The following is a 24,907-nucleotide window of genomic DNA, read 5'->3' on the forward strand; positions in this document are numbered from 1 at the left end:
TCCCTCCGCAGTCGACGACGCGTCAAGGCGCGAGGCGCGACCGTGGATTCGTCGGTCGCGCCCGCCCTTGTCAGGCGATCTACGTCGAAGCGGCCCTAGGGCGCGTCGTTCGAGAAGATGATGGTGCCGGAGGCCGCGAACATCCCGCCGACGCCGTGGCAGACGCTGATCTTCGCGCCGTCCACCTGGGCCGGTGCGATCCCGCGCATCTGCCGGACGCTCTCCTGCAGGGCGTACATGCCGTACATCCCGGAGTGCATGTAGCTGAGCCCGCCGCCGTTGGTGTTGAGCGGCAGCCTGCCGCCCCCTTTTCCATCCTTGGGGGGCGCGGTGTTGCGCTCGCGGATGAACCCGGCCGCCTCGCCCGGCTTGCAGAAGCCCAGGTCCTCCAGGCCGTACAGCGGCAGGTGGGCGAAGGCGTCGTAGATCATCAGGTGGTCGATGTCGGCGTGGCCGATACCCGCCGTCTCGAACGCCTTCTTCCCCGAAACCCGGAACGCCTTGGACGAGGTGAAGTCCTCCATCTGGCTGACCATCGGCGTCTCGACGCTCTCGCCCGTGCCCAGCACGTAGACCGGCTTCTGGGGGAAGTCCTTGGCCCGCTCGGCCGACGTCAGGATCAGCGCCCCGCCGCCGTCGGTGACCAGGCAGCACATCAGCTTGGTGAAGGGCCAGGCGATCATGTCGGCGTTCATGACGTCGTCGACGCTCAGCGGGTCCTTGAAGCTGGCGCGCGGGTTTTTCGCCGCCCACTCCCGTTGGATGGTCGCCACCGGCGCCATGTCCTCGGGCTTCAGGCCATAGGTCTTCAGGTAGCGGAGCACGGGGATCGTGAACATGGTCGGCGGCCCGGCCACGCCATAGGGCATCTCGAATTGCCCCATCAGGCTGGACGGCGCCCGGCCGAACCCGCTGGAGCCTACCCGCGACCGCCCGCTCTCGCCGTGGGTGATCAGGATGGTGGTGGCCAGTCCGGCGTTGATCGCCGCCGCCGCATGGCGGACGTGCAGCATGAACGAGCACCCGCCGACGCTGGTGCCGTCGGCGTAGGTCGGTGTGATTCCCAGGTAGTGCGCCAGCTCGACGGGGCTGATCCCGGCGGTGGCGACGCCGTCGATGTCCGACGGCTTCAGGCCCGCGTCGGCCATGGCGTTCAGGGCGGCGTCGGCGTGCAGGCCGATCACGGAGACATCCGGGATCTTGCCCATCTTCGTGGTCTCGGCGGCGCCGACCACGGCGACTGATTTCGGCTTCATGTGGCTCAAGCTCCCGCCGGCGCGAACAGGGGAAGCGTGATCTCGTCGCTCTGCTTGGCGAACGCGACCTTGAGCGGCATGTCCAATTGCAGCGCCTCGGGCGTCTGCGGACAGTCCACGATGTTGGTCATCATGGTCGGCCCCTCGGCCAGCTTCACCACCGCGATGGCGTAGGGCTCGGTTCCCATGTCGGGCCGTGGCCGCTGGTTGATGACGTAGGACCAGAGCACGCCCGTGCCCGACGCCTTGTAGACCTCCACGTCACGGCTCCCGCACTTCGGGCAGAAGGGGCGCGGCGGGAAGTAGCTCTCGGCGCAGGCGGTGCAGCGCTGCAGGCGAAGCTCGCCGTCCCTGCACCCGTCCCAGAAATGGCGCGTCTCCGGAGTCGGCTCCGGCAACATACGTGGAGGCATACTGAAATCCGTCCCTTCGAAATCTCGGTCTGTTTTGGCGTGCGAAATAGCAGGCGCGCGCCAGCAAAGACGAGACCGCGGCGCTTGTCACGCGCCGAACGGGATCCCGCAGCGTGACCCTAGAAGCGGCTGGTCGGCGTCTGCCCGAACGCCTCGACGTCGGCGGCGGTGACGGGCTCCTTGTAGTCGTTGCCGAAGTGCGTGCGCAGGTAGGTGAGGAGCGCCTGGGCCTGCGCCTTGCTCAGCGCATCCTTGAACCAGGGCATGCCGCCCTTGCCATTCGCCACGATGTAGGCGGCGTAGCCGGTTGTCCCCAGCCGGGGATTGCTGGCCAGGGCCGGGAAGGCGCCCGCGCCTACCGCGCCCTTGGCGTCGGCCATGTGGCAGGCCTGGCAATAGGTCCGATAGACCTCCTCGCCGGTCTTCGCCACCGGCGGCTTGGAGCCTCCGGGGCCGGGCTCGTCGGCGAAGGCCGGGGCGGCCGTGAGGGCCAGGGCGGCGAGGGCGCCCAGGAAGAAGCGGTGCGACGTCATGCTCAGGCCTCCAGCGCGCGTTTGTGCAGGCGGGTGATGGCGTCCAGGGCGGAGAGCAGCGAGCCCTCCATCCAGCAGCCGACGTAGGACGCGTGCTCGCCGGCCAGCACGATGCGATCCTCCAGCGCGACCAGCTCCTGGTAGTGCTCGCGCCGCGTGTCCTCGTTCCACCGCGCGCAGCAGCCCATCACCCAGGGGACGCGGTTCCAGGCCACCGAGGCCCCGTTCATGAACTCCTTGCGGTATTGCTGCGGGTGGAAGACCGAACCCTGCGCCAGGGCGACCTCGATCCGCTGCTCGGGCGTCATCCCGCCCAGCCGGTAGCCGCCCGGCCCCCCGGCGAACGCGCCCAGCAGCACCGCTGGCCCATCCTGGAAGAAGTTGTTGTTGGGATACGAGATCAGGCCGATCTCCTGGCTGGTGAAGGAGTGGCCGCCGAAGATGTCCTGGTCCTCCTCCCAGAACCGCCGGCGCATCTCCAGCCCGATCTTCACCGAGTTGGAGTACGGCACGGCGGCGATGGCGGCCTGCTTCTTCTCCGACAGGTTGCTCTCGATCTGGCTCAGCACCGTCAGCGGGATGGTGCAGACGCAGTAGTCGGCCTTGGCCGTGGTCGCCACGCCCTTCACCGTGTCGGTATAGGTCACCGACACCCCGCTCTTGTCCTGGAAGAGCTTGGTGACCTTGGCGTTGTAGGTGACCAGCCGCCCGACCTGGCGGGCGAAGCCCTCGCCGATCTTGCCCATCCCGCCCACCGGCTGGAACATCGTGGTCTGGAACTCGTCGTTCATGAAGAACGACATGTTCGCCGCGATGCCCGATCTCAGCACCTGGTCGAACGGCAACAGGTCCGAGGGTTTGGGCGCGCCGTTGACGCCGCCGCCGGGCGGCAGCTCGAAGCCACGATGGCTCGAAGACGCCATGCCCTTCACATAGCGCATGTCCTTGTCGAGCATGCCCCAGCCGCGCAACGCCTCCTTGAGGCGGTCGGTGTCCTCGGGCGTCAGCTTGGCGTCCAGCGCCTTCTGGTCGATGGCCTTGCCCAGCAGCTCGGCGATGTTGCCCTCGAAGTCCGCGGCCAGCGAGCGGAACCGCTGCGGTTGGCCCCCGAACGCGTCGACGTTGTGGACATAGGTGTTGTGGTTGAACTGGATGAAGGGTTCCAGCGCCACGCCGAACGCCTTGCAGTAGTGCAGCAGGGTCTTGTGGTGGTGCGGGATCCGCCACGGGCCGGGGTTCAGATAGTTGCCCTTCGCGAAGCCCACGTTCTGGGTCGCCCCGCCCATCTCCGTGATCTTGTCGCCGCCGTAGATCGACCAGTTCCGGCCGCCGGGGCGGTTCTGGTACTCCAGGATCTGCACCTTGTAGCCGGCCTTCTCCAGCTCGTAGGCCGCCAGCATCCCCGCCAGGCCGGCCCCCAGCACGATCACGGTGGAGCCCTTGCGCGCGCCCTCCAGCTTCGGCGGGCCGGGGAAGCGGGTCTCGGCCGCGTGCCCGAAGGTGGTCATCATCTGATAGACCGCCGCCGTCCCGCCCATCAGCCCGATGGCGTTCAGCAACTGCCGCCGCGTCGGCGTCCGCCGTCCCGAATCCATGTCTGCCCCTCAATTCCGCCGTCTTGTCGCCCCGGCCTACAAAGCCACGGCGCGAAGGGGAGGGGGCGTCCGCCGCCCGACCCCCAGAATTGCGCGGCCTGCGCAGAAATGGGCGGCGAGTGTCTAGCGCGTGGGCGCCGGAGCCCTTGCAAGCCGGCCGGACGGCAGGCCAGATGCCGCCAAATCAGAAACCACGGGGACGGACATGTCTGGATATCGCGCGGACGACCGCAGCGTGGCGCAGCGGGGGATCTCGCGCCGCGGCCTCCTGGGGGCGGCGACGGGGATGGCGGCCGGCGCGCTGGCCGGGCCCGCGTTCGGCGCGCGGAAGCTGGGTCCGAGCGACAGGGTCAATGTCGCGGTGATCGGGGCCGGCGGCCAGGGCGCCGCCAACATGGCCAAGCTCACCGGCCAGAACATCGTGGCCATGACCGACGTCGACTACGGCAAGGTCAACCGCTCGCTGCTGGACAGCCAGTTCAAGATGATCCCGGACCGCCAGCCGCTGAAGGAGGCCTACGACAAGGCCGCGAAGTTCGGCGACTACCGCAAGATGTTCGACGCGCAGAAGGACATCGACGCCGTCGTTATCGCCACGCCCGACCATCACCACGCCGTGGCCGCCCGCATGGCCATGGAGCGCGGCATCCACGTCTATGTGCAGAAGCCGCTGACCTACACGGTCCAAGAGGGCCGCCTCCTCCTGGACCTGGCGCGGAAGAACCCCGGCCTGATCACCCAGATGGGCAACCAGGGCCATTCCGGCGACGACGGTCGCCGCGTGGTGGAGTTGATCCGCGGCGGGCTGATCGGCAAGGTCGCGGAGGTCCATGTCTGGACCAACCGGCCGGTGTGGCCGCAGGGCGTGCCTCGGCCGCAGGCCGTCCCCGCGCCCACCGGACTCGACTGGCAGACCTGGCTGGGCCCGGCCGACGTCGATTGGGGCTATCACCCCGACTACGCGCACTTCAACTGGCGCGGCTGGGTCCCGTTCGGCACCGGCGCGCTGGGCGACATGGGCGCCCACCTGATCGACTTCCCGGTCTGGGCGCTGGAGCCCGGCCTGCCCACCCGGATCGAGACCCGCCACTCGCGCTGGCCGGGTGGCGCCAGCCTCTGGGACTCCAAGCGCCCGGCCGAGCTCACCGGCTATCCGCTCGCCAGCGTCACCCACTACGAGTTCGGCAAGGCCAAGGGTGGCCCCATCCACATGACCTGGTACGACGGCGGCATCCTGCCGCCCACGCCCAAGGGTTTCCCCGCCGACCTCAAGATGAGCCCGGACGGCGGCGTCCTCTTCGTCGGGTCCAAGGGCATGCTGATGCACGAGACCTACGGTCAGAAGCCGACGCTCATCGGCGAGGGGCTGTCCGAGAAGGCGGCTCGCATCCCGCAGACCTTGCCCCGCATCACGGGCGGCATGGGCGGCCACGAGATGAACTGGATCCGCGCCATCCGCGGCGAGGAGAAGATCTCCTCTCCGTTCGAATATGCGGTCCCGCTGAACGAGACCATGATCCTGGGCGTCGTCGCGCTGCGCGCCGACCAGGCCATCGAGTACGACGGGGCGGCCAGCCGCGTCACCAACGTCGCCGACGCCAACCAGTACCTCAGTCGCGTCTACCGCAAGGGCTGGGAGCTGTAATTATCCGAGGGGCCCGGCGCGCGCCGTGCGTAGAGTCCTCAGAAGCCCAGCCATGAAGGACACACCCATGAGCTCGTTCGCCAAATCGGCCATCTTCGCCCTCGCCCTGACCTTCGTCGGCGGCGCCGCCCTAGCCGCCGAAGAGTGCTGCTGCTGCAAGGACGGCGAGAAGAAGATGGAGTGCTGCGACAAGATGAAGGACAAGGCCGCGGCCCACAAACACGGCGAGGCGAAGCCGGGCGAGACCAAGCCCGCCCAGCCCGAACACCAGCACCAGCACTAGCCGCGCGGCGACACCGGCTCCTCAGCCCCCTGGCGCCACCCGTCCAGGCGGCGTCGCGTGGGAACGCTGGTTGAGAACATGGGCGACTTCAAATGTTCGCGCGACGCGGCCTTGAGGTCGGCCGGGCAGCTTGGCGTCGTCGTCGGCCGGTCAGGCGGGCGGCGCGCCAACCTTGCAGGAGATCCCCATGTCCCGTTCCGCCAGCACGCCCGACCGCTATGTCTTCACCTTCGCCGACGACGGCGTCGTGACCTCCGTCGCCGAGGTCGAACGCGACGGGCGGCTCGACCATGAGCGGATCGAGAAGGACGAGAGCTATCGCCTGACCGACGGCCTGGTGGTCAGGACCGAACTGGACGGCCGCGAGCAGGAGTGGACCGTCTATGGCGACGCCGACGGCGACGGCTACTGGACTGAGATCGCCGAGGGCGAGGGCGCCCTGGACCCAGGCGTGCTGGCCCGCCTGCGCGGCGAGCCCGCCGAGACCACGCCGCCGCTGACGACCGCGGCGGGCGCCGATCAGTACGTCTTCGTATTCGACGACCTGGGCCGGATCGTCTCGGTCAGCGAAGTCGAGCGCGACGGCCGCCTGGAGCGCGAGGAGATCGAGCCTGGCGAGAGCTACGCCCTGTCGAACGGCCTGGTGATCAAGACCGAGCTGGACGATGGCCGCTTCGAGCAGACCGTGTACGCCGATCCCGAAGGCGACGGCCTCTGGTCCGAAGTGGCCCAGCTCCAGCCCGGCGCCGGCTGGTCCTACAGCGAACTCTGGTAGCGCCAGGTCCATCCCACGCGCGGGGGACGCCGCCGCGCGTGGGATGCTAGGTTGCGCCCATGGACCTCCAGCGGTTCCTCGACGCCCAGGATGCGCCGGCGGGCGGGATCACCGTCTACGAGCGTGCGCTCGCCGAGCTCACCGCCGGCGCCAAGCGCACCCACTGGATGTGGTTCGTCTTCCCGCAGCTGGCGGGGCTGGGCTCCAGCGCGATGGCCCAGCGGTACGCGATCGCCGGCCTGGACGAGGCTGCGGCCTATCTGGAGCACCCGGTGCTGGGGCCGCGCCTGCGGGCCTGCGTTGATGCGGTCAACGCGGTTCGGGGCAGGACCGCGCACGAGATCATGGGCAGTCCCGACGACTTGAAGCTGGGCTCCTGCCTGACCCTCTTCGCCGAGGCCACGGCGGACAACGCTGAGTTCCTGGCGGCGTTGGACCGCTACTACGGCGGCGAGCCCGATCCGCGGACGATGGCGGCGCTGCGGCGCTAACCGTCGAAGGCCCAGCGCGCCGCAGGCGCTGCCTTGACCCGTTCGTGTGGTTCGTGTGGTTCGTGGTCGAATCCCCCGGCGCTGGCGCGCCGCGGCCTGATCGTTAAGCCGCCGCCTGTTCTACGCCGCCCACGGGGCCGAAGGTCTGTTCGAAGCTGTGCAGGCCCGGCGCGCTGAAGGCCACGACGCGCGTGCCGTCGAGGCGCCGCGCCCAGCCGAGGGCGTAGATGCGGGTGAGCAGGCCCGCGCCCATCACGCCGGCCAGGTGGTTGCGTCGCACGCTCCAGTCGAGGCAGGCCTTGCACAGCGGCCGCCGGCCGCTCTCGTCCAGCGTCACGCCGAAGTCGCGGGCGAAGGCGCGGCCAGCCTCGGTCAACACCAGCGAGCCGGCCGCGTCGGCGATGCGGCCCTGGGCGACCAGCGCGTCCAGCATGGCCACGCCCGCGTCGCCGGCGAGGTGGTCGTAGCAGACGCGGGCCCTGCGCAGGGCCGGGTCCCTGGGGCCGGGGCGCGTGCGCATGTGCCCTGCGCGGCCGGCCAGCAGGGCCAGCTGCTCCATCACCGCGGCGACCTCGTGCCCGGCCAGGACGAAGTAGTTGTGACGGCCCTGACGGCGCCGCGTCAGCAGGCCGCCGGCCTCCAGCTTGGCCAGGTGGGCGCTGGCGGTCTGCGGCGTCACCCCGCCTTCCCGGGCCAGTTCCCCGGCGGTCAGCGCCTGGCCGCCCATCAGCGCCGACAATATGTTGGCCCGCGCCGGGTCGCCCAGCAGGGCGGCGATACGGGTGATGTCGGGGCCCAGTTTCATGCCGCCAACATAGCGCGCCCAGGCCTGGCATGCTTCGGCCGCGATCGAAGCCTGGGCGGGGCGCGGACGGCTATCCGGTCGGGCCAGACCCCGGAGCCTCCCATGACCGTCACCTGCTGCATCCGCTACGTCATCGACCCCTTCCAGCGCGACGCCTTCGAGGCCTATGCACGGAACTGGCTGACCATCATCCCGGCCTGCGGCGGCGACCTGCTCGGCTATTTCATGCCCCACGAGGGGACCAACAACGTCGCCCTCGCCATGATCTCGTTCGAGAGCCTGGCGGCCTACGAGGCCTATCGCGCGCGGCTGAAGACCGATCCCGCCGGATCGGCCAATTTCGCCACGGCGAGTGCGAAGCGGTTCATCCTGTCGGAGGAGCGGACGTTCCTGACCCCGGTGGAGCCGGCGGCCTGAGCGGGCATGCCCCTTGGCCGTCCGGCGCGGCGGTCAGGAGCGCAGGGTGTTCTCGGCCTTCATGGCGTCATAGGCGCGGCGCAGCACGGCGGTGGCTTCGTCGATGACGTCCTGGAACAGGTCGAGCTGGCGCTCGTACTCGCCGTTCTCCAGCTTCTCGATCACCGGGTCGCGCTCAAGCGTCTTCAGTTTCGGAACCGCCATCACCCACCTCTTTCTTGTTGAGGCGAGTTTGCGCCCGGGAGGACTTCCCCCCGATTAACAGGGCTGGACGGGCGCGGCGCCCGGCCTGCGGCGGCCTGTCGCAGGCGCCTCCGCTAGACGGGCGCGGTGGACAGCCTCCGTCGCTCGGTGGAGGCCACGAGCTCGACCCAGATGGCCGCCTGGCGCGCCCCGTCGCCCGCCGCCTCGGCCGCGGCGTGGGCGTCGATGAGGGCGGCGCGCAGCCGGTCGTTCTCGGCCTTCAGGACCGACAGGTGCAGGTCGGGGTCCTCGCCCGCCTCGCCCAACAGGATGCGGAGGGCGCGATTCTCCTCCACCAGGACATGGGCCTGTCGGTCCCAGATCTCGCCCACGACCATCAGCAGCATGGCCGACAGCGACAGGTCGCTGGCGCGCTCCGGCTCGGGCACGCCCGGCATGGCGTTCTTCAGCAGCAGGCCGGCCAGTTCGGCCAGGACCGGGGGCACGGGCGGGTTCATAGGCGTCCCATCACCTGCAGCATGGCGCGGTCCTGGGCGTTGATCAGCCACCAGGCCGGATAGATCATGATCGGGGCGCGGTTGCCGCCCCGGTTGAAGGCCGCCGCCGAGCCCACCCAGATGCCCTGGCCCTTCACGCAGTTGAACAGGATCCACCAGTGCAGGGCGGCGGGGTCGGCCTTCAGGCCCGAGGCGCGCTCCCAGATGGCGACGGCCTCGTCCGGGCTGCACAGGCCGCCGGCCTGGCCGGCCCGGCCGAAGGTCCAGATCGGCTGCAGGCTCCAGCCCAGGTCCTCCAGCGGATCGCCCAGGTGGCTCATTTCCCAATCGAGGATCCCGTGGATATCCCCCGCCTCGTCGAACAGGAAATTGCCGGTCCGGTAGTCGCCGTGGACGACGCTCAGCTTCTGGGCTGGCGGGGGTGGGTTGGCGCGCAGCCAGCGGATGGCGGCGCGGGTGACGGGCAGGGGCTCGGCTTGGTCCTTGTCGATCAGGGCTTCCCAGTGGTCGAGCTCGCGCTTCCAGCAGGCGTCGAGCGGCGGCGGCTCCATCCATCGGGTCAGGTCCAGGGCGCCGGGATCGGCCTTGGCGATCTCGCCCAGGATCGCCCACTTGGCCTCGGCCACCCTGGGCAGGACCGCATCGAACGCGCCCGACAGCAGCATCTGCGGCGAGGCCTGATAGCCACAGAGCTCCTCGGCGACGAAGAACGGGTGGTCGAGGGCGTCGGCGGCCTCCTCCAGCCACAGCATCTCGGGCACCGGGACGGCCGAGTTGTGAAAGGCGCGATAGGCCTCGAACTCCACGCGCCGCTCGGTGTCGATCAGGCTGGCCGGCGGGTCGCGGCGCAGGATCAGCCGGCGCGTCCGTTCGGCGCCGGCCTCCGTCCAGCTCAGGGTGAACCGGTAGGTCTCGCGGCTGGCCCCGCCCGAGATCCGCTCCAGGGCTGAGACGGCGACATCGGCCGCCTCCGGCATCCGCCCGGCGATATAGGCCGCCAGCCGCGGCTCCAGCGCGTGGCCCATTCAGGCCATCTTGAAGCGGATCGGCAGGCGCTTGGGGCCGTTGACGAACACGGCCTGGCTGTTGGCCGGCGCGCCCGCCAGCTCGACGGATTCGAGCCTGGGGATCAGCTCCTCCCAGAGGATCCGCATCTCCATCTTCGCCAGGTGCTGGCCCAGGCACAGGTGGGCGCCGTAGCCGAACGCCAGGTGCCTGTTGGGCTTGCGGTCCACCCGGAACTCGTCGGGCGCCTCAAACACCTCCTCGTCGCGGTTGCCCGAGGCGTAGCAGAGCATCAGCCAGTCGTTCTGCTTCATCTGGCGGCCGGCGAATTCGGTGTCGGCGGTGACGGTGCGCATGAAGGTCTTCACCGGGGTGGTCCAGCGGATGGACTCGTCCACCAGCCCCGGGATCAGCGACGGGTCGGCCTTCAGCTTGCGGAACTCGCCCGGATTCTCGGCCAGGGCCCACATGGCGCCGCCCGTCGAGGACGAGGTCGTGTCGTGTCCCGCGGTGGCGACGATGATGTAGTAGCTCATCGCCTCCAGGTCGGAGATCGGGGCCCCGTCGATCTGGCTGTTGGCGATGACGCTGGCCAGGTCGTCGGTCGGATCCTTGCGCCGCGCCTCGGACAGCGCCCGGAAGTAGTTCGAGAAATCGACGATCACCTGGAAGTCGAAGTCGCGGTCCGGGGCATTGACGAAGGTCGCCGCCTCGCCGCCGCGGCCCAGCTCCGGATCCGCCGCGCCGAACAGCTCCTGGGTCAGCTTCAGCATCCGGGGCTCGTCCCCCTCCGGCACGCCCAGGATCTCCATGATCACATGCAGCGGGAAGTGCAGGGCGACCTCGTTGACGAAATCGCACTCGCCCCCCTTGGCGGCCATCTTGTCGACCGCCCCGCGGGCGATCACCCGGATCCGATCCTCCAGTTTCTTCAGGTTCTGCGGCATGAACCAGGCCTGGGTCAGGGCGCGGTACTTGTGGTGATCCGGCGCGTCCATGTGGATCAGGGTCCGCAGCAGGTGCGGACTGCCGCCCATCATCTCCCGGACCTTCCTGTCCACGGCGATGCTGGTCAGGGTCGGCGAGCGGTCGCCGTTGTGGAACAGGTCGTTCTGGCGGCTGATCTCCAGGATGTCGGCGTGCCGGGTCGCGACCCAGAACGGGTCGACGCCCTCGATCTTGGCGACCCCCATCGGCTCGTTCTCGCGCAGCCAGCGATAGGTCTCGTAGATCGTGCCGTCGGCATAGGCCGCGGGCGTGCCCAGGCTGTCGGCCAGGGGTTGCGGAATCCGGTGGTCGGTGGCGGTCATGACGCCCATCGCAAATTCATCGCCGGCCTGACGCGAGGTCACGCGGGACGACGCCTCCCGTTGTTCTTATCGTGGGCCGAGTTGATACCCCCACGCGACGGCCCGCAAGCATGACCGCGCGTCAACCGGAGGCGCCAGACCGATGCTGACCAAGGGCGATGACTACCCGATCCACCAGACTCCGGAGCCCATCGCCTATGCGGGGTCGGACCGGAATTTCTACGACCGCTATTTCTTCAACGCCTACTCGGCCGACGGCTCGGCCTTCGTGGCGGTGGCCTACGGGGTCTATCCGGCGCTGAACGTGGCCGACGCCCACATCGCCATCGTCAAGGACGGCAAGGAGCGCTGCCTGCACGCCTCGCGCGTGCTGGGCCTGGAGCGGATGGACCTTCAGGTCGGGCCGATCGGCATCGACATCCTGGAGCCGCTGCAGAAGCTGAAGGTGACGGTGGCCAGGACCGAGGGGATCGCCGGCGAGATCGTCTTCGAGGGCCGCGCCTTCCCGATCGAGGAGCCGCGCTTCGTCAAGCGCAACGGCCCACGCCTGTTCATGGACTACACCCGCCTGACCCAGAACGTGCGGGCCTCGGGCTGGCTGGAGGTGGACGGCGAGCGGATCGAAGTCTCGGGCTGGGTCGGCACCCGCGACCGGTCCTGGGGCATCCGGCCGGTGGGCGCGCCCGATCCGCAGCCGACGCCGGGCGCCGGGATCACCGGCTTCTTCTGGCAGTGGTCGCCGCTGAACTTCGCGGACCGCTCGGTCTATTTCCACATCAACGCCGATCCGGACGGCAAGCCCTGGAACACCCGCGCGGTGATCCTGGAGGACGGCGCGGGGCCGGAGGGCGGCTATCACACCGACGCGGCCACCATGGCCACCGAGCTCATCCCCGGCACCCGGCACGCCAGAGGCGGGGTGCTGACCATCCCGATGGAACAGGGCGCGGCGACGGTGAAGATCGAGCCGGTGGCGACGTTCCTGATGCGCGGCATCGGCTACGGCGGCGAGTGGCGGCACGGGGCGCTGAAGGGCGAGCTGGCCGTGGCGCGCGAGGACTTCGATTGCGAGACCTTCGACCCCAACGACCCGGGCAACCTGCACATCCAGGCGATCAGCCGGGCGACCCTGTCGGTTCCCGGCCAGGAGGACCAGCAGGGGGTGGGCGTGTTCGAACAGCTGATCCTGGGGCCCTATCGGCCGCTCGGCTTCTAGCTAGCCGTTGGCCATTATCCTCATCACGCGGACGATGGCCGGCAGCATCAGGGAGCCCAGCAGCGCCGGGAAGATGAAGAGGATCAGCGGGACGGTCAGCTTGGCCGAGAGGCCCAGCGCCTTTTCCTCGGCGCGCAGCATGCGCTTCACCCGCATGTCGGCGGAGAACACCGAGAGCGTCTCGCCCAGGCTGGTGCCCATGTCCTCGGCCTGGCGCAGCATGGTGGCCAGGGCGCGGGCGTCCTCGATCCCCAGCCGCTCGGCGAAGGCGGTCCAGGCGTCCTTCCGCGCGCGGCCGGCGCGCAGTTCCAGGACCAGGAAACGCAGGTGGACCGTGAGGTTCGGGTAGCGGCGCTCCAGCTCCTCGGTCACCCGCGTCACCGCGGCGTCCAGCGACAGGCCGGCCTCGACCGAGGCCACCAGCAGGTCGAGCAGGTCGGGGAAGCCCTCGGAATACTCGCGCTCGCGCGTGGTCTTTCGGCTGTCCAGCACCTTGTCGGGGCCATAGAGCGCGACCAGCGAGACGGCCACGGCCATGGCCAGGGCGCCCAGGTTCCCGCCCTTGTGGTTGATCATCATCGGCAGGACGAGGATCACGGCCACGGTCGCCAGCGCCAGCGCCACGGCCTTCACGCCCAGGAAGATCACCGGGGCTTCCCGGCTGTAGAAGCCCGCCTGCGTCAGCCGTGAGCGCAGCACCGAGACCTTCGCCGGGTCGCGGACCGCGCTCTGCTGGCCCAGCCGGCGTACGGTCGAGAGGACCTGGGCGACGACGACGCCGCCGGTCTTCTCCACCAGGGGCTCGGCGCGGGACCGGCCCCCCGAACCCGTCGCGGCGCCCGACAGGCGGCTGCGACGCAGCGAACGGACCCGAAGTTCGCCGGCGCCCACGATGGCCAGGCCGCCGAGCGCGCCCACGGTGAGCACCAGGCCCACCACATAGATGATGGTTTCGAGATTCATCGGGTCAGACCCGCATGTCGATCATGCGCCGCATGATCATGTTGCCCAGGAAGACCCAGAAGCCGAGGCCGGCGAGGCTCCATCGCACCACCGGCTCGTCGATCACGTCGCCATAGAACTTGGGCGAAATCACCAGAATCGCGCCCAGGGCCACGAACGGCGCCGCGGTCAGGATCATCGCCGAAGCGCGGCCTTCCGACGAGGCCGCCTTGATCTTCAGGCGCATCTTGTGGCGTTCGCGCACGGTGTTGGCGTTGAGCTTCAGCAGGCCGGTGAGGTTCCCGCCCGTCTTCTCCTGCAGCCGCACGGTGGCGGCGAAGAGGTCGATGTCCGCATGCTGGCACCGCTCGGACATCCGCTCGACGGCCTGCTCCAGGGTGGCGCCATAGGCGATCTCGTCGGCGGCCATGCCGAACTCGGTGCCGATGGGGTCGCTCATCTCGCGTCCCACGAGGGTGACCGCGGTGGGCACCGGGTGGCCCGCCTCGAGCGAGCGGACGATGATGTCCAGGGCCTGCGGAAGCTGGTGCCCCAGGGCGGTGTTGCGCTTCCCCGCCTTGATCTTCAGGAAGCCCAACGGAACGATGACGCCGCCCAGGAGCGCGCCGCCGGCCAGGCCGATCGGCGTCCGCGTCAGAAGACCCAGGCCCACGCCGCCGACGATCGTGGCGGCCGCCACGTACATCAGCCACTTCCGCTGGTCGTAGGGCAGGCCCGAGGCGACGATGAGGCTGGAGAGCCAACGCAGGCTCTGCGAGCGCGACCCCGAGGCGGTCAGGCCGCGCTGCTTGCGCAACTCCACCACCAGGGCCGAGACGCCTTCGACCTTCTCGCCCACCCTCAGACGCTGGTTCAGCTTGCGCTTCTGCGTGGCGACCGACAGCACGCCGGTCAGGCCCTGCACCAGTGCGAACACGGCGGCGCCGATCATCACCATCACGATGGTCTTGGCGTCGATCTCCATCGTTCAGAGCACCTTGTTGGGATCGAAATTGGCGGTGTCGTACGGGATGCCCCGGCGGATCATCTCGTCCAGGCAGCGGGGCCGCAGGCCCGTGGCCCGGTGCTCGCCATGGACCGTGCCGTCCGCGTCGGTGTGGGTGCGGTTGAACAGGAAGATGTCCTGCATCTGCACCACGTTGCCCTCCATGCCGACGATCTCGGTCACGTGGGTCACCTTGCGCTTGCCGTCCGATAGGCGGTTCACCTGGACCACCAGCCCCACGGCGGCGGCGATCTGGTAGCGCACGGCCTCCGGGCCGATGTTCATCCCGCCCATGGCCACCATCTGCTCCAGGCGGCTGATGGCTTCGCGCGGGTTGTTGGAGTGGATCGTGGCCATCGAGCCTTCGTGGCCGGTGTTCATGGCCTGCAGCATGTCGAAGGCTTCTTCCGAGCGGACCTCGCCCAGGATGACGCGGTCGGGACGCATCCGCAGGGCGTTCTTGACCAGCTCGCGCTGGCGGATCTCGCCCTTGCCTTCGATGTTCGGCGGACGGGTCTCCATGCGCACCACGTGCGGCTGCTGGAGCTGCAGCTCCGCGGCGTCCTCGATGGTGATCAGGCGCTCGCCCTCGCTGATCGCCGCCGAGAGGGCGTTGAGCAGTGTGGTCTTGCCCGAGCCGGTGCCGCCGGAGATCACGGTCGAGACCCGGGAGCGCGAAGCGCCCCACAGGAAGTCGGCCATCGACTGGGTCATGGCCCCGAACTCGACCAGCTTCTCGAGCGTCAGCGGCTTCTTGGAGAATTTCCGGATCGAGACCGAGCAGCCGTCGATGGCGACCGGCGGGATGGCGGCGTTCACCCGGCTGCCGTCGGGCAGGCGGGCGTCGACCATGGGCTGGCTTTCGTCGATCCGGCGGCCGACGCCGGCGACGATGCGCTGGACGATGCGCAGCAGGTGGTCGTTGTCGCGGAAGCGGATGGGGGTGAGCTCAAGCTCGCCGCGCCGCTCCACATAAACCTGGAAGGGACCGTTGATCAGGATGTCGTTGATCGACTCGTCCTTGAGCAGGGGCTCGATCGGCCCCAGCCCCATCATCTCGTCGTAGATCGAGGCGCCGAGCTCTTCGAGCTCCTTGCTGTTGAGCGCCATGCGCTCGTCGCGGGCGAACTGGATCACCTGGCCCAGCACCTGCCGGCGCAGTTCGCTCTCCTCCAGCTTGTCCAGCTTGGAGAGGTCCAATTCGTCGATCAGGCGCGAGTGCAGGCGCAGCCGCAGGTCGAGGCTCGCGTCGCGCGGGATCCCCTTGGCCTTCGGCTCGGCCTTGGGGGCGGTCCCGGGCTGCGCCTTGGCCTGGGGCTGCGGCGCGGCGGCCGGAGCCGGAGCGGGATTGTTGCGTGCGAGGCTGAAGCGACCCATCAGGCGGCCTTTGCGGAGGCGTCACGCCGCGGCGGCTGCGCGGCCAGTCGTTCGACGAGGGTCTGGACGTCCTTGACGATCTTCGATTTCGGCCGGTGCTGGGCGATGGGGCCGCCCAGGTTGGCGGAGGCCGCGGCGGCCTCCCAGTCGGAGCTGACGCCGGCCTCGGCCTTGCGCTGCAGCGCCTTCTCGGCCTCGGTCATGGAGGGCGCCGGGCCGAACATGCGGCTGGCCAGGCGGTTCAGCACGATGCGCGGGCGCAGCCCGGTCGACAGGCCGTCCTCGATCTCGTCGGAATAGGCGCGGGCCGCCAGCAGGGCCGGCACCGTCAGTTCGGAGATCACCAGCACCTCGTCGCAGCCCGACAGGGCGTCCAGGGTCCACGACCGGCGGTGACGCGGCAGGTCCAGGATCACGTACTCGTAGACCTCGCACGCCACCTCCAGCATCCGCAGCACCGCGTCGCGGCCCACGGCGTCGAAGGCCGTCGGGTCGCGGACGCCGGCCATCAGGTCGAGGCCCTTGGAGACCGGGGTCACGAACGCCTGCAGCATGGCCGCGTCGATCCGGTCGGCGGCGTGGCCGAAGTCGGCGAGGCGGGTGGTGGGCGCGCAGCCCAGATAGGCGGCGGCCGCGCCGTCCGCGAGGTTCAGGTCGACCAGGCAGACCGACTTGTCCTTGCCGCCCTGCACGGCGAGGGCGTGGGCGATCTCGATGGCGATGGTCGTGGCGCCGGCGCCGCCGACGGCGCCGGTGACGCCCCAGCAGCGCGACGCCGACTCGGAGGGCGCCGCCGCCACGGGCTGGGCTTCGGCCAGCAGGGCCAGGACGGCCGCCTTCAGATCCTCGGGCGTGTAGGGCGCTTCCAGGATGTCGGCCGACTCGAGCCTGAGCAGGTTGCGCACCAGGCCGGCGGGCAGGCTTTCGCCCAGCATCAGCACCGGGGGCGCGGCGCGCAGCGCCGAGAGCGCCTTGACGCAGGCGGCCAGCGCCGGCGCATCCCACGCGTCGGCGTCGATCAGCACCAGGTCGACGGCGCCGGGCGGCAGGTTCTCCAGGCTGGAGGCCGAGCCCATCTCGAACGCCGCCCCGGCCAAGGGTCCGTCGGCCAGCGCGCGCAGGCTGGCGCCGAGGGCCAGGATGCGGCGGCCCAGGATCAGGTCGGCGGAAACGGAGGCGGACTTCGAACGCAGCATTGGACTCTTCACTTGACCGGGGCGCCTTTGCCGTCGTCCCGCGGCAGGGACTTGTCGAGCGCGGCGCCGTTGAGGAACAGGTCCTTGGCGGACGGCTCCTTGCCCGGCAGGGAGTCCACCGCCTTGACCTGGCGGTCGGCGGGCGTGGAGAGCCGGGGCGTGACGAGGATCAGCAGCTCGCTCTCGGCGCGCTTCCAGCGGGCCGAGCGGAACAGCGCGCCCAGCACCGGCAGGTTGCCCAGGCCGGGCAGCTGCTGCACGCCGTTCTCGTAGTTGTGCTGGAACAGGCCGGCCATGGCGAAGGTGTCGCCGGGCCGCAGTTCCAGGGTGGTCGCCGCGCGGCGCACGGTGAGGGCGGGAATGACCAGGCCGTTGATGGTCAGCGAGTTGTTGAAGTCGAGCTGGCTGACCTCGGGTTCCACGTTCAGCCGGATCCACCCGTTGTCCTGAACATTCGGCGTGAAGTTGAGCTTGACGCCATAGGGGCGGAACTCGATCGCGACCTTGCCCAGGTCGGCGGGCACCGGGAACGGGAATTCGCCGCCGGCCAGGAAGCTGGCCTTCTGGCCCGAGATGGCCACCAGGTTCGGCCGCGCCAGGGTGCGCAGGGCGCCCTTCTCCTCCAGCGCGACGAGCTGGCCCTCGAGGTTCAGGCCGCCGATCGTGCCGCGGCCGGCGACGAGGCCATGGGGCGAGTTCGCTCCGACCAGGCCCTGGCCGGTGATCAGGGCGAAGTTGTCGCTGATGGCGCTGATGTTGATGCCCATGTCCTGCAGGGCGGAACGGCTGGCCTCGAGGATGCGCACCTCCAGGATCACCTGCTGGGAGTTCTGGATGGTGAGGCGCGAGATGACCGCCTCCGGGGCGTATTTCTCGGCGATCTTCTCGGCGCTGCCCTGGACTCCGGAGTTGGAGATCTCGCCGGTCAGCATCAGCACCTCGCCCAGGTTGCGCACCCGGATGGGTTCGCTCGGGAAGGCGGCCGTCAGGTCCTGTTGCAGGCCTTCGGCGTCGTAGCCGACGCGGATATCGATCACTTCCGAGAGCTGTCCGCGGCGGCTGTAGACCAGCATGTTGGTCGAGCCGAACTCGATGCCCTGGACGTAGAAGCTGGACTCCGACGTCGCCGTGACCTTGGCGATCTCGGGCTGGGCGATGACGATCCGCGACGCCGGGCCCGGCAGGCGGAACTGCAGGGACTTGTCGCGCGGCACGTGGATCGTGCGGCGCATCACCGGCTCGCTGGCCAGCGTCTGCGCAGCGGCCGGCGTCACGGTGACCCCGGCCGCGGCCAGGAACAGCCCCACCAGGGCGCTGAGGACGGTGCGGGAGATGCTCGACATGGCGGTCATGGTCTCAGCTCGTCGCGGTGGCGGCGGATTGCGCGGGCGCCGGCGGCGCTGCGGAGCGTTTCGAGGCCGGGCGGGAACGCTTGGCCGGCTCGCCTTCGATGATCAGGATGGCGGAGTAGGTCCGCGCAGGGCCGCGGGCGCCGCTCGCGGCCGGACGACCGCCTCCCAGGAAGTCGGCCGTGCGAAGCGGCGGCGCCTTGGCGATCTCGGCGGCGCCGTTGCGGCGCAGCGCCAGCGACAGTTCGCCCAGGCTGGAGGCGATCGACAGCTTCTGGGAGTCCTCGACCGAGACCTCGATGGTCGCGGTGTTGGGGCTCGCCGGCTTGTTGGAGGTGGGGTCGGCGTTGAGGTCTACCCCGAGGACGCGGACGTTCTGGACCACGACGTAGGAGATGTAGTTGCGCTGTTCGCCACCGGGCGTCAGGTCGCGCATCAGCACCACGTCGACGTGGTCGCCGGGCAGGGCGTGGCCGCCGACGCCCGAGGCGTCGTTCACCTTCAGGGTGTAGGCGCGCATGCCGTCGGTGATCTCGGCGGCGACCGACGGCCGCGCGCCGGGGCCGGACAGCTTGGCCGGCAGCAGCGCTTCGCGCGACGCGAGGGGGACCAGCACCACCGGGGCGCCGCCGCGGTCGGCCGCCAGGGCCTGGGCGACGGTCGTGAACGAGCCTTCGGGGATCGCGTTGGTCGGAACCTTGATCACCGTCAGCATGCCGGCGTCGAGTTTCTCGCCGTACTTGAGGGCGCGGGACGCCACCACCACGGGCTCGCCCTTGGCTTCGATGCGGAGCGGGGTCTTCGAGGCGGACGCGTTGGGCAACGCGATCTTGGCGACGAAGAGAGCTCCAAGCCCCAGGACCGCCGAAGCGGCGAGGCTGACGATGGTTACGACGCGCATGCGCTGGACCTGGCCCGTAAATCTCTAGTTATCTCGGCACGTTAACGACGTCCGCCTTGCGATATCCTCAACGCGTTAGGTGAATGGCGCGGTAGGGATTGTGGCGAAGCGACGCTATCCGCTGGCCTGCGGCCGCGGCGCGGGGCTAGGTTCCGCGCCGGAGAACGGACGGAGATGGCCGGATGAAGGTGCGCAGGCTCGGGAATTCGGGGCTCAAGGTCAGCGTGGTCGGCCTGGGCTGCAACAACTTCGGCATGCGCATCGACGCGGCCCAGACGCAGGCCGTGGTCGACGCGGCCATCGAGGCGGGGATCACCCTCTTCGACACCGCCGACGTCTACGGCGGGACCAAGTCGGAGGAGTTCCTGGGCAAGGCGTTGGGCAAGCGGCGGCGCGAGATCGTGCTCGCCACCAAGTTCGGGATGCCGGTCGGCGGCGACCCGAAGAAGCGCGGCGGCTCGCGCAAGTGGATCATGCAGGCGGTCGAGGACAGCCTGCAGCGTCTCGGGACGGACTACATCGACCTCTACCAGCACCACCAGCCCGACGCGGACACGCCGGTCGACGAGACGCTGCGGGCGCTGGACGACCTCGTGACCCAGGGCAAGGTCCGCTACCTGGGCAACTCCAACTACACGGGCTGGCAGATCGCGGACGCCGATTGGACGGCGGCGGGCGGCAGCCGGTTCGTCTCGGCGCAGAACCTCTATTCGCTGCTGGAGCGTGACGTGGAGCGCGAGGTGCTGCCGGCCTGCGAGCATTTCGGCCTGGGCTTCCTGCCGTTCTTCCCGCTGGCCTCGGGCCTGCTGTCGGGCAAGTACAGGCGCGGCGTGGCGCCGCCGGAAGGCACGCGCCTCCAGGCCTGGGGCGCCCGCGGCGAGGCGGCCCTGAACGACGCCAACTTCGACAGGGTCGAGGCGCTGGAGGCCTGGGCGAAGGAACGCGGCCACACGATCCTGGAACTGGCGTTCGCCTGGCTGCTGGGCCACCCGGTGGTGTCCTCGGTGATCGCCGGCGCCACCACGCCCGAACAGGTGCGGACCAACGCCGCCACCGCCGAATGGCGCCTGACGCCGGAAGAGGTCGAAGAGGTCGGCAAGCTGGTGGGCTGACTCAGATATCTTCATCCCCGCGCATGCGGGGACCCAGACTTGCCTTCCGCAGGGCGATGGGCGGCTAGAGACGCTGGCAAGAACAGCCTGGGTCCCCGCATGCGCAGGGATGAGCGGAGCTTTAAATGTACGACCTGCTGAAAGGCCTCCGCGTTGTGGAGGGCTCGGCCTTCGTGGCCGCGCCGACCTGCGGCCTCTACCTGGCCCAGATGGGCGCTGAGGTGATCCGGTTCGACAACATCGGCGGGGGGCCGGACTTCCGCCGCTGGCCGCTCGCCGAGAACGGGTCGAGCCTCTATTGGGAAGGCCTGAACAAGGGCAAGAAGTCGATCGCCATCGACCTTTCCAGCCCCGAGGGCCGGGAGATCGCCCAGCGGCTGGCGGCCGCGCCGGGCGACGACGGCGGGCTCTTCGTCACCAACTTCCCGGTGGACGGCTTCCTTTCGTACGAGAAGCTGCGGGCGTTGCGGGACGACCTGATCTGCGTCCGCGTCATGGGCTGGGCGGACGGGTCCCAGGGCATGGACTACACGATCAACTCGGCGCTGGGCCTGCCGCTGATGACGGGGCCGGTGGGCGACGAGCGGCCGGTGAACCATGTGCTGGCCGCCTGGGACCTGCTGACCGGCGCCTACTGCGCCTTCGCCCTGGTCTCGGCCCTGCTGGCGCGGACCCGGGGACAGGGCGGGCGCGAGATCCGTGCGCCCCTGTCGGATATCGGCGCGGCCACCATGGCCAACCTGGGCTTCACCGCCGAGACCTGGCTCAGCGGCCATCAGCGCCCGCGGATGGGCAACGACGTGTTCGGCGCCTTCGGCCGGGACTTCACGACCAGGGACGGCCAGAAGCTGATGCTGCTGGCGATCACGCCCAAGCAGTGGAGCAAGGCGCTGGAGGCCCTGGGCATTGGCGCCGAGGCCGCCGCCCTGGAGGCCGAGCTCGGCGTCTCGTTCGCCAGGGACGAGGGGTTGCGCTTCGCCCACCGCGAGCGGCTCTACCCGCTGTTCGAGCGGGCCTTCGCCGCCAAGACCGCCGCCGAATTGACCCCGGCGTTCGACGCGGGCGGGGTCACCTGGGGCAGCTACCAGACCCTGGAGGCGGCGCTGGACGACCCGCGGCTCTTCAAGGACAACCCGGTTTTCCAGGCGGTGACCCACCCCAGCGGCCTGACCTATCCCGCGCCCGGCGCCATGGGCACGATCCCGCAGGACGAGCGCCGGCCCGTCGCGCCGGCGCCGAAGCTGGGCCAGCACACCGACGAGGTGCTGGCCGAGGTGCTGGGCCTGGACGGCGGGGAGATCGCGCGCCTGCACGACCGCGGCGTGGTCGCGGGCGCCTAGCACCTTCGCATAGCTGGCGCGCCCGCCGGCGAAGGGCCATCTCTGCCATCTGCATTGACGGAGGCGCACATGGCGCGGGTGGCGGCGAAGGCCACGGAAGACGGCATCTGGCTCGCGGCCGGCAAGCGGACGCCGTTCGCCCGGGCCGGCGGCGTGCTGGCGGGCAAGGACGCGCTGGAGCTGTCAGTCCCGGTGGTCAAGGCGATGCTGGCCGAGGGCGCGAAGCCCGACCTGGCGATCTGGGGCGCGGTGATCCCCAACCTGGCCTGGAGCAACATCGCCCGCGAGGTCCTGCTGGACGCCGGCGCCGATCCCTCGATCCCGGCCTTCTCGACGGTGATGGCCTGTTCCACCAGCATGGCCGGCGCGTTCCAGGCCGCAGGGATGCTGGACGGCCGCGGCCGCGACCTGGCCCTGGTGGGCGGGGTCGAGAGCATGAGCCGGGTGCAGATCGGGCTGACCCAGAACCTCTCCGACGACCTGCGCAAGGTGATGGAGGCGAGGAGCTTCGGCGACCGCCTGACGGCGATCAGCCACACCCGCCTGTCCGACGTGCGCCTGCACGTGCCCAAGATCCAGAACCGGGTCACCGGCAAGAGCATGGGCGAGCACACCGAGGAGATGGCCAAGGGCTGGTCGATCGGCCGCGAGGAGCAGGACCGCATCGCGCTCGACAGCCACCGGAACGCGGCGGCCGCCTGGAAGGCTGGGTTCTTCGACGACCTCGTGATCCGCATGAGCGAAGCCGGCCACGACACCACGGTGCGCGCCGACACCAGCCTGGAGAAGCTTGCCAAGCTGAAGCCGTCCTTCGACCGCACCAGCGGCCAGGGCACGCTGACCGCCGGAAATTCCAGCCCGCTCACGGACGGCGCCGCCGCCGTGTGGGTCGCCACCGCCCAGGGGCTGGAGCGGCTTCCGGCCGCCACGCCGCGCGTGCGGCTGGTGGACTACGAGATCAACGCCATCGACCTGCACAGCGAGTACCTGCTGATGTCGCCGGCCTACGGCATCCCGAAGCTGCTGGCCCGCCACGGCCTCCGTTACGAGGACGTCGGGCTCTGGGAGATCCACGAGGCCTTCGCGGCGCAGGTGGCGACGCATATCAAGGCGCTGCAGGACCCGGCGTTCCTGCGCGACAAGGCCGGCGTCACGGTGGACTTCGGCCGCTTCCCCATCGAGCGGATGAACCCCAACGGCGGCTCCACCGCCCTGGGCCACCCGTTCGGCGCCACCGGCGCGCGGATCCTGTCCCAGGCGGTGAAGGAGCTGGCCGCCATGCCGGCCGGGACCTGGGGCCTGGTGTCGATCTGCGCCGACGGCGGCCAGGGGACCATGGCGCTGCTGCGCAACGGCTAAGCCGCGGTCAGCTTCGCCAGCACGGTCCCTTCGGCGACCTGGGCGCCCAATTCCGCACTCAGCTCTTCGACCACGCCATCGAAGGGGGCGCTGAGCGCGTGCTCCATCTTCATGGCCTCCAGGGTCAGCAGCGGCTGGCCTTTGGTCACTGTATCGCCGGCCTTGACCGAGAGCTGGGTGACCTTGCCCGGCATGGGTGCGCGGATCGATCCATCGCCGGCCGCGCCGTCGCCGTCGGCCACCGGCGGATGGTCGCGGAACACGAAGGCCTCGCCGCCTTCGAACACCACGATCTCCTCCTCGCTCTCCACGTGGACGAACCGCGAGGGTTCCAGCGGCATCTCGGCCTCGACGGCGGCGTCGGCGTAGAACAGGCGGGCGGTCTCGGCGGTCGGCGCGTTGAGGCGGAAGCCGCGCAGGCTGACCCAGGGGGTGGTCTGATGGTTGGCGGCGTGGCGCTCGATCGCCTCGCGGAACGCCCAGCCGGCGGTGGCGATGGCCTCGGGGCTGGGCTCGGCCGGGGCGGTCAGGGCCTCCAGCTCGCGGCCGATCAGGCCGGTGTCGACGCTGCCCACGATGAAGTCCGGGCTCTCCAGGCAGCGGACCAGGAAGCTGGCGTTGGTCTTCACCGGGAACACCTCGACCTCGCCGCAGGCCTCGGCCAGCTCGGCGATGGCCTGGTCGCGGTCCTCGCCGTGGGCGATCAGCTTGGCGATCATCGGGTCGTAGAACGGGCTGATCTGGTCGCCCTCGTCGACGCCGGTGTCGACGCGCACGCTGGTGGGCAGGCTGAAGCTGTCCAGCCGGCCGATCGACGGCAGGAAGCCGGTGGCGGGGTTCTCGGCGTAGAGGCGGGCCTCCACGGCGTGGCCGGTGAGGGTGATCTGGTCTTGGGCCAGCGGCAGCGGCTCGCCGGCGGCGACGCGGAATTGCCACTCGACCAGGTCCAGGCCGGTGACCATCTCGGTGACCGGATGCTCCACCTGCAGGCGGGTGTTCATCTCCATGAACCAGATGCGGTCGCCCTTCAGGCCGTGGCTGGCGTCGGCGATGAACTCCACCGTGCCCGCGCCCACATAGCCCACGGCCTTGGCGGCCTTGACGGCGGCCTCGGTGACGGCGGCGCGGGCCCCGTCGCTCATGCCGGGGGCCGGGGCCTCCTCGATCACCTTCTGGTGGCGGCGCTGCAGCGAGCAGTCGCGCTCGTAGAGGTGGACCACGTTGCCGTGGCTGTCGCCGAACACCTGCACCTCGATATGGCGTGGGCGGGTGACGTAGGTTTCCAGGAGGACCCGGCCGTCGCCGAAGCTGGCCTTGGCCTCGCGCTGGCAGGAGGCGAGCGCGGCGTCGAACTCGGCGGCGCTCTCGACCAGGCGCATGCCCTTGCCGCCGCCCCCGGCCACCGCCTTGATCAGCACCGGATAGCCGATCCCGGCCGCCTCCTTGGCCAGCGTCTTGGCCGACTGGTCCTCGCCCAGGTAGCCCGGCGTAACGGGCACCCCCGCCTTGGCCATCAGGCTCTTGGCCGCATCCTTCAGGCCCATGGCGCGGATGGCGCTGGGCGGCGGCCCGATCCAGATCAGGCCGGCGGCCATGACGGCTTCCGCGAACTCCGCGTTCTCCGACAGGAACCCGTAGCCCGGGTGGATCGCCTCCGCGCCCGACGCCTTGGCCGCGGCGATGACCCGATCGCCCTTGAGATAGCTGTCGCGCGCGGCGGCCGGGCCGATCAGCACCGCCTTGTCGGCGTCGCGCACGTGGGCCGCGTCGCGGTCGGCCTCGGAGAACACCGCGACGGTCTCGATGCCCATCTCACGGGCGGTGCGGAACACGCGGCGGGCGATCTCGCCGCGGTTGGCGACCAGGACGGACTTGAACAT

General features: G+C 70.0%; 25 protein-coding genes. 9 read left to right on the forward strand and 16 right to left on the reverse strand.

Annotation, left to right across the window (positions count from 1 at the left end; genetic code table 11):
* Window positions 1-95: 95 nt before the first annotated feature.
* From EPO51_RS27630 to EPO51_RS27645, 4 genes are all read right to left on the reverse strand, one after another.
* The gene (locus tag EPO51_RS27630) at window positions 96-1,256 is read right to left on the reverse strand and encodes a thiolase C-terminal domain-containing protein (protein ID WP_293357433.1); all 1,161 of its coding nucleotides are present in this window, start codon (window positions 1,254-1,256) and stop codon (window positions 96-98) included.
* 5 nt (window positions 1,257-1,261) lie between these two features.
* Window positions 1,262-1,669, reverse strand: a complete 408-nt coding sequence (locus EPO51_RS27635; protein WP_293357435.1) for a Zn-ribbon domain-containing OB-fold protein — start codon at window positions 1,667-1,669, stop codon at window positions 1,262-1,264.
* Between the two features lie 119 nt (window positions 1,670-1,788).
* A complete protein-coding gene (locus EPO51_RS27640; RefSeq protein ID WP_293357436.1) occupies window positions 1,789-2,202 on the reverse strand; it encodes a c-type cytochrome in 414 nt (137 codons plus the stop codon).
* A gap of 2 nt (window positions 2,203-2,204) precedes the next feature.
* Window positions 2,205-3,797 carry a flavin monoamine oxidase family protein gene (locus tag EPO51_RS27645; protein WP_293357437.1) on the reverse strand — a complete coding sequence of 531 codons (1,593 nt, stop codon included), beginning with the start codon at window positions 3,795-3,797 and terminating at the stop codon, window positions 2,205-2,207.
* Window positions 3,798-4,002: 205 nt separating this feature from the next.
* Between EPO51_RS27645 and EPO51_RS27650 the strand changes: the two genes are divergently transcribed.
* The 4 genes from EPO51_RS27650 (at window position 4,003) to EPO51_RS27665 (ending at window position 6,991) form a co-directional block, all read left to right on the forward strand.
* Window positions 4,003-5,442 (forward strand): Gfo/Idh/MocA family protein, encoded by a 1,440-nt coding sequence (locus EPO51_RS27650; RefSeq protein WP_293357438.1) that lies wholly within the window; start codon window positions 4,003-4,005, stop codon window positions 5,440-5,442.
* A gap of 67 nt (window positions 5,443-5,509) precedes the next feature.
* Window positions 5,510-5,725 carry a hypothetical protein gene (locus tag EPO51_RS27655; RefSeq protein ID WP_293357439.1) on the forward strand — a complete coding sequence of 72 codons (216 nt, stop codon included), beginning with the start codon at window positions 5,510-5,512 and terminating at the stop codon, window positions 5,723-5,725.
* A 187-nt stretch (window positions 5,726-5,912) separates the two neighbouring features.
* A complete protein-coding gene (locus EPO51_RS27660; protein WP_293357440.1) occupies window positions 5,913-6,500 on the forward strand; it encodes a hypothetical protein in 588 nt (195 codons plus the stop codon).
* A 59-nt stretch (window positions 6,501-6,559) separates the two neighbouring features.
* The gene (locus EPO51_RS27665; RefSeq protein ID WP_293357441.1) at window positions 6,560-6,991 is read left to right on the forward strand and encodes a DUF1810 domain-containing protein; all 432 of its coding nucleotides are present in this window, start codon (window positions 6,560-6,562) and stop codon (window positions 6,989-6,991) included.
* Between the two features lie 103 nt (window positions 6,992-7,094).
* Here the strand turns inward: EPO51_RS27665 and EPO51_RS27670 are convergent, their stop codons facing one another.
* Window positions 7,095-7,796 carry an ArsR/SmtB family transcription factor gene (locus tag EPO51_RS27670; RefSeq protein WP_293357442.1) on the reverse strand — a complete coding sequence of 234 codons (702 nt, stop codon included), beginning with the start codon at window positions 7,794-7,796 and terminating at the stop codon, window positions 7,095-7,097.
* Between the two features lie 102 nt (window positions 7,797-7,898).
* On the opposite strand from EPO51_RS27670, the gene EPO51_RS27675 reads away from it, so the two are divergent.
* The gene (locus EPO51_RS27675) at window positions 7,899-8,213 is read left to right on the forward strand and encodes an NIPSNAP family protein (RefSeq protein WP_293357443.1); all 315 of its coding nucleotides are present in this window, start codon (window positions 7,899-7,901) and stop codon (window positions 8,211-8,213) included.
* A 33-nt stretch (window positions 8,214-8,246) separates the two neighbouring features.
* On the opposite strand, the gene EPO51_RS27680 is transcribed toward EPO51_RS27675, so the two are convergent.
* The 4 genes from EPO51_RS27680 to EPO51_RS27695 all read right to left on the reverse strand — a co-directional run bounded on the left by EPO51_RS27680 (window position 8,247) and on the right by EPO51_RS27695 (window position 11,271).
* Entirely contained in the window at window positions 8,247-8,417 is a 171-nt protein-coding gene (locus EPO51_RS27680; RefSeq protein WP_293357444.1) for a hypothetical protein, read from the reverse strand.
* 113 nt (window positions 8,418-8,530) lie between these two features.
* On the reverse strand, window positions 8,531-8,914 hold the full coding sequence (locus EPO51_RS27685) for a hypothetical protein (protein WP_293357445.1): 384 nt from the start codon (window positions 8,912-8,914) through the stop codon (window positions 8,531-8,533).
* On the reverse strand, window positions 8,911-9,939 hold the full coding sequence (locus EPO51_RS27690) for a phosphotransferase family protein (protein ID WP_293357446.1): 1,029 nt from the start codon (window positions 9,937-9,939) through the stop codon (window positions 8,911-8,913). Before EPO51_RS27690 ends, EPO51_RS27685 begins: the two co-directional genes overlap by 4 nt.
* Complete coding sequence (locus EPO51_RS27695) at window positions 9,940-11,271, reverse strand: cytochrome P450 (protein WP_293357447.1); 1,332 nt, start codon at window positions 11,269-11,271, stop codon at window positions 9,940-9,942. It abuts the gene before it with no gap.
* Between the two features lie 100 nt (window positions 11,272-11,371).
* On the opposite strand from EPO51_RS27695, the gene EPO51_RS27700 reads away from it, so the two are divergent.
* Window positions 11,372-12,445, forward strand: a complete 1,074-nt coding sequence (locus EPO51_RS27700) for an Rv3169 family protein (protein ID WP_293357448.1) — start codon at window positions 11,372-11,374, stop codon at window positions 12,443-12,445.
* Here the strand turns inward: EPO51_RS27700 and EPO51_RS27705 are convergent, their stop codons facing one another.
* From EPO51_RS27705 to cpaB, 6 genes are read right to left on the reverse strand one after another with little or no spacing between them, the layout of a single operon-like run.
* Window positions 12,446-13,408 (reverse strand): type II secretion system F family protein, encoded by a 963-nt coding sequence (locus tag EPO51_RS27705; protein WP_293357449.1) that lies wholly within the window; start codon window positions 13,406-13,408, stop codon window positions 12,446-12,448.
* 4 nt (window positions 13,409-13,412) lie between these two features.
* Window positions 13,413-14,372, reverse strand: coding sequence for a type II secretion system F family protein (locus tag EPO51_RS27710; protein WP_293357450.1), 960 nt, complete (start codon window positions 14,370-14,372; stop codon window positions 13,413-13,415).
* A gap of 3 nt (window positions 14,373-14,375) precedes the next feature.
* Entirely contained in the window at window positions 14,376-15,770 is a 1,395-nt protein-coding gene (locus tag EPO51_RS27715) for a CpaF family protein (protein ID WP_293357451.1), read from the reverse strand.
* Window positions 15,770-16,966, reverse strand: coding sequence for an AAA family ATPase (locus EPO51_RS27720; RefSeq protein ID WP_293357452.1), 1,197 nt, complete (start codon window positions 16,964-16,966; stop codon window positions 15,770-15,772). Before EPO51_RS27720 ends, EPO51_RS27715 begins: the two co-directional genes overlap by 1 nt.
* An 8-nt stretch (window positions 16,967-16,974) precedes the next feature.
* Window positions 16,975-18,318: a type II and III secretion system protein family protein gene (locus tag EPO51_RS27725; RefSeq protein ID WP_293357453.1), complete on the reverse strand. Its 1,344-nt coding sequence runs from the start codon at window positions 18,316-18,318 to the stop codon at window positions 16,975-16,977.
* A gap of 4 nt (window positions 18,319-18,322) precedes the next feature.
* A complete protein-coding gene (gene cpaB / locus EPO51_RS27730) occupies window positions 18,323-19,216 on the reverse strand; it encodes a Flp pilus assembly protein CpaB (RefSeq protein ID WP_293357454.1) in 894 nt (297 codons plus the stop codon).
* 182 nt (window positions 19,217-19,398) lie between these two features.
* Here cpaB and EPO51_RS27735 point away from each other — a divergent pair, with 182 nt between their 5' ends.
* From EPO51_RS27735 to EPO51_RS27745, 3 genes are all read left to right on the forward strand, one after another.
* Window positions 19,399-20,328, forward strand: a complete 930-nt coding sequence (locus EPO51_RS27735; RefSeq protein ID WP_293357455.1) for an aldo/keto reductase — start codon at window positions 19,399-19,401, stop codon at window positions 20,326-20,328.
* A 125-nt stretch (window positions 20,329-20,453) separates the two neighbouring features.
* Complete coding sequence (locus EPO51_RS27740) at window positions 20,454-21,668, forward strand: CoA transferase (protein ID WP_293357456.1); 1,215 nt, start codon at window positions 20,454-20,456, stop codon at window positions 21,666-21,668.
* 69 nt (window positions 21,669-21,737) lie between these two features.
* Entirely contained in the window at window positions 21,738-23,027 is a 1,290-nt protein-coding gene (locus EPO51_RS27745) for a thiolase family protein (RefSeq protein WP_293357457.1), read from the forward strand.
* Here EPO51_RS27745 and EPO51_RS27750 read toward each other — a convergent pair.
* Window positions 23,024-24,907, reverse strand: coding sequence for an acetyl/propionyl/methylcrotonyl-CoA carboxylase subunit alpha (locus tag EPO51_RS27750; RefSeq protein WP_293357459.1), 1,884 nt, complete (start codon window positions 24,905-24,907; stop codon window positions 23,024-23,026). The two genes, EPO51_RS27745 and EPO51_RS27750, sit on opposite strands and share 4 nt — an antisense overlap.

The sequence above is a fragment of the Phenylobacterium sp. genome (genome assembly GCF_004297125.1).
Classification (GTDB): domain Bacteria; phylum Pseudomonadota; class Alphaproteobacteria; order Caulobacterales; family Caulobacteraceae; genus Phenylobacterium.

What these genes read in the sequence shown, in the direction of transcription:
- EPO51_RS27630 (WP_293357433.1), bottom strand. Translation starts at nt 1,256, where the DNA reads ATGAAGCCGAAATCAGTCGCCGTGGTCGGCGCCGCCGAGACCACGAAG.
- EPO51_RS27635 (WP_293357435.1), bottom strand. Translation starts at nt 1,669, where the DNA reads ATGCCTCCACGTATGTTGCCGGAGCCGACTCCGGAGACGCGCCATTTC.
- EPO51_RS27640 (WP_293357436.1), bottom strand. Translation starts at nt 2,202, where the DNA reads ATGACGTCGCACCGCTTCTTCCTGGGCGCCCTCGCCGCCCTGGCCCTC.
- EPO51_RS27645 (WP_293357437.1), bottom strand. Translation starts at nt 3,797, where the DNA reads ATGGATTCGGGACGGCGGACGCCGACGCGGCGGCAGTTGCTGAACGCC.
- EPO51_RS27650 (WP_293357438.1), top strand. Translation starts at nt 4,003, where the DNA reads ATGTCTGGATATCGCGCGGACGACCGCAGCGTGGCGCAGCGGGGGATC.
- EPO51_RS27655 (WP_293357439.1), top strand. Translation starts at nt 5,510, where the DNA reads ATGAGCTCGTTCGCCAAATCGGCCATCTTCGCCCTCGCCCTGACCTTC.
- EPO51_RS27660 (WP_293357440.1), top strand. Translation starts at nt 5,913, where the DNA reads ATGTCCCGTTCCGCCAGCACGCCCGACCGCTATGTCTTCACCTTCGCC.
- EPO51_RS27665 (WP_293357441.1), top strand. Translation starts at nt 6,560, where the DNA reads ATGGACCTCCAGCGGTTCCTCGACGCCCAGGATGCGCCGGCGGGCGGG.
- EPO51_RS27670 (WP_293357442.1), bottom strand. Translation starts at nt 7,796, where the DNA reads ATGAAACTGGGCCCCGACATCACCCGTATCGCCGCCCTGCTGGGCGAC.
- EPO51_RS27675 (WP_293357443.1), top strand. Translation starts at nt 7,899, where the DNA reads ATGACCGTCACCTGCTGCATCCGCTACGTCATCGACCCCTTCCAGCGC.
- EPO51_RS27680 (WP_293357444.1), bottom strand. Translation starts at nt 8,417, where the DNA reads ATGGCGGTTCCGAAACTGAAGACGCTTGAGCGCGACCCGGTGATCGAG.
- EPO51_RS27685 (WP_293357445.1), bottom strand. Translation starts at nt 8,914, where the DNA reads ATGAACCCGCCCGTGCCCCCGGTCCTGGCCGAACTGGCCGGCCTGCTG.
- EPO51_RS27690 (WP_293357446.1), bottom strand. Translation starts at nt 9,939, where the DNA reads ATGGGCCACGCGCTGGAGCCGCGGCTGGCGGCCTATATCGCCGGGCGG.
- EPO51_RS27700 (WP_293357448.1), top strand. Translation starts at nt 11,372, where the DNA reads ATGCTGACCAAGGGCGATGACTACCCGATCCACCAGACTCCGGAGCCC.
- EPO51_RS27705 (WP_293357449.1), bottom strand. Translation starts at nt 13,408, where the DNA reads ATGAATCTCGAAACCATCATCTATGTGGTGGGCCTGGTGCTCACCGTG.
- EPO51_RS27710 (WP_293357450.1), bottom strand. Translation starts at nt 14,372, where the DNA reads ATGGAGATCGACGCCAAGACCATCGTGATGGTGATGATCGGCGCCGCC.
- EPO51_RS27715 (WP_293357451.1), bottom strand. Translation starts at nt 15,770, where the DNA reads ATGGGTCGCTTCAGCCTCGCACGCAACAATCCCGCTCCGGCTCCGGCC.
- EPO51_RS27720 (WP_293357452.1), bottom strand. Translation starts at nt 16,966, where the DNA reads ATGCTGCGTTCGAAGTCCGCCTCCGTTTCCGCCGACCTGATCCTGGGC.
- EPO51_RS27725 (WP_293357453.1), bottom strand. Translation starts at nt 18,318, where the DNA reads ATGACCGCCATGTCGAGCATCTCCCGCACCGTCCTCAGCGCCCTGGTG.
- cpaB (WP_293357454.1), bottom strand. Translation starts at nt 19,216, where the DNA reads ATGCGCGTCGTAACCATCGTCAGCCTCGCCGCTTCGGCGGTCCTGGGG.
- EPO51_RS27735 (WP_293357455.1), top strand. Translation starts at nt 19,399, where the DNA reads ATGAAGGTGCGCAGGCTCGGGAATTCGGGGCTCAAGGTCAGCGTGGTC.
- EPO51_RS27740 (WP_293357456.1), top strand. Translation starts at nt 20,454, where the DNA reads ATGTACGACCTGCTGAAAGGCCTCCGCGTTGTGGAGGGCTCGGCCTTC.
- EPO51_RS27745 (WP_293357457.1), top strand. Translation starts at nt 21,738, where the DNA reads ATGGCGCGGGTGGCGGCGAAGGCCACGGAAGACGGCATCTGGCTCGCG.
- EPO51_RS27750 (WP_293357459.1), bottom strand. Translation starts at nt 24,907, where the DNA reads ATGTTCAAGTCCGTCCTGGTCGCCAACCGCGGCGAGATCGCCCGCCGC.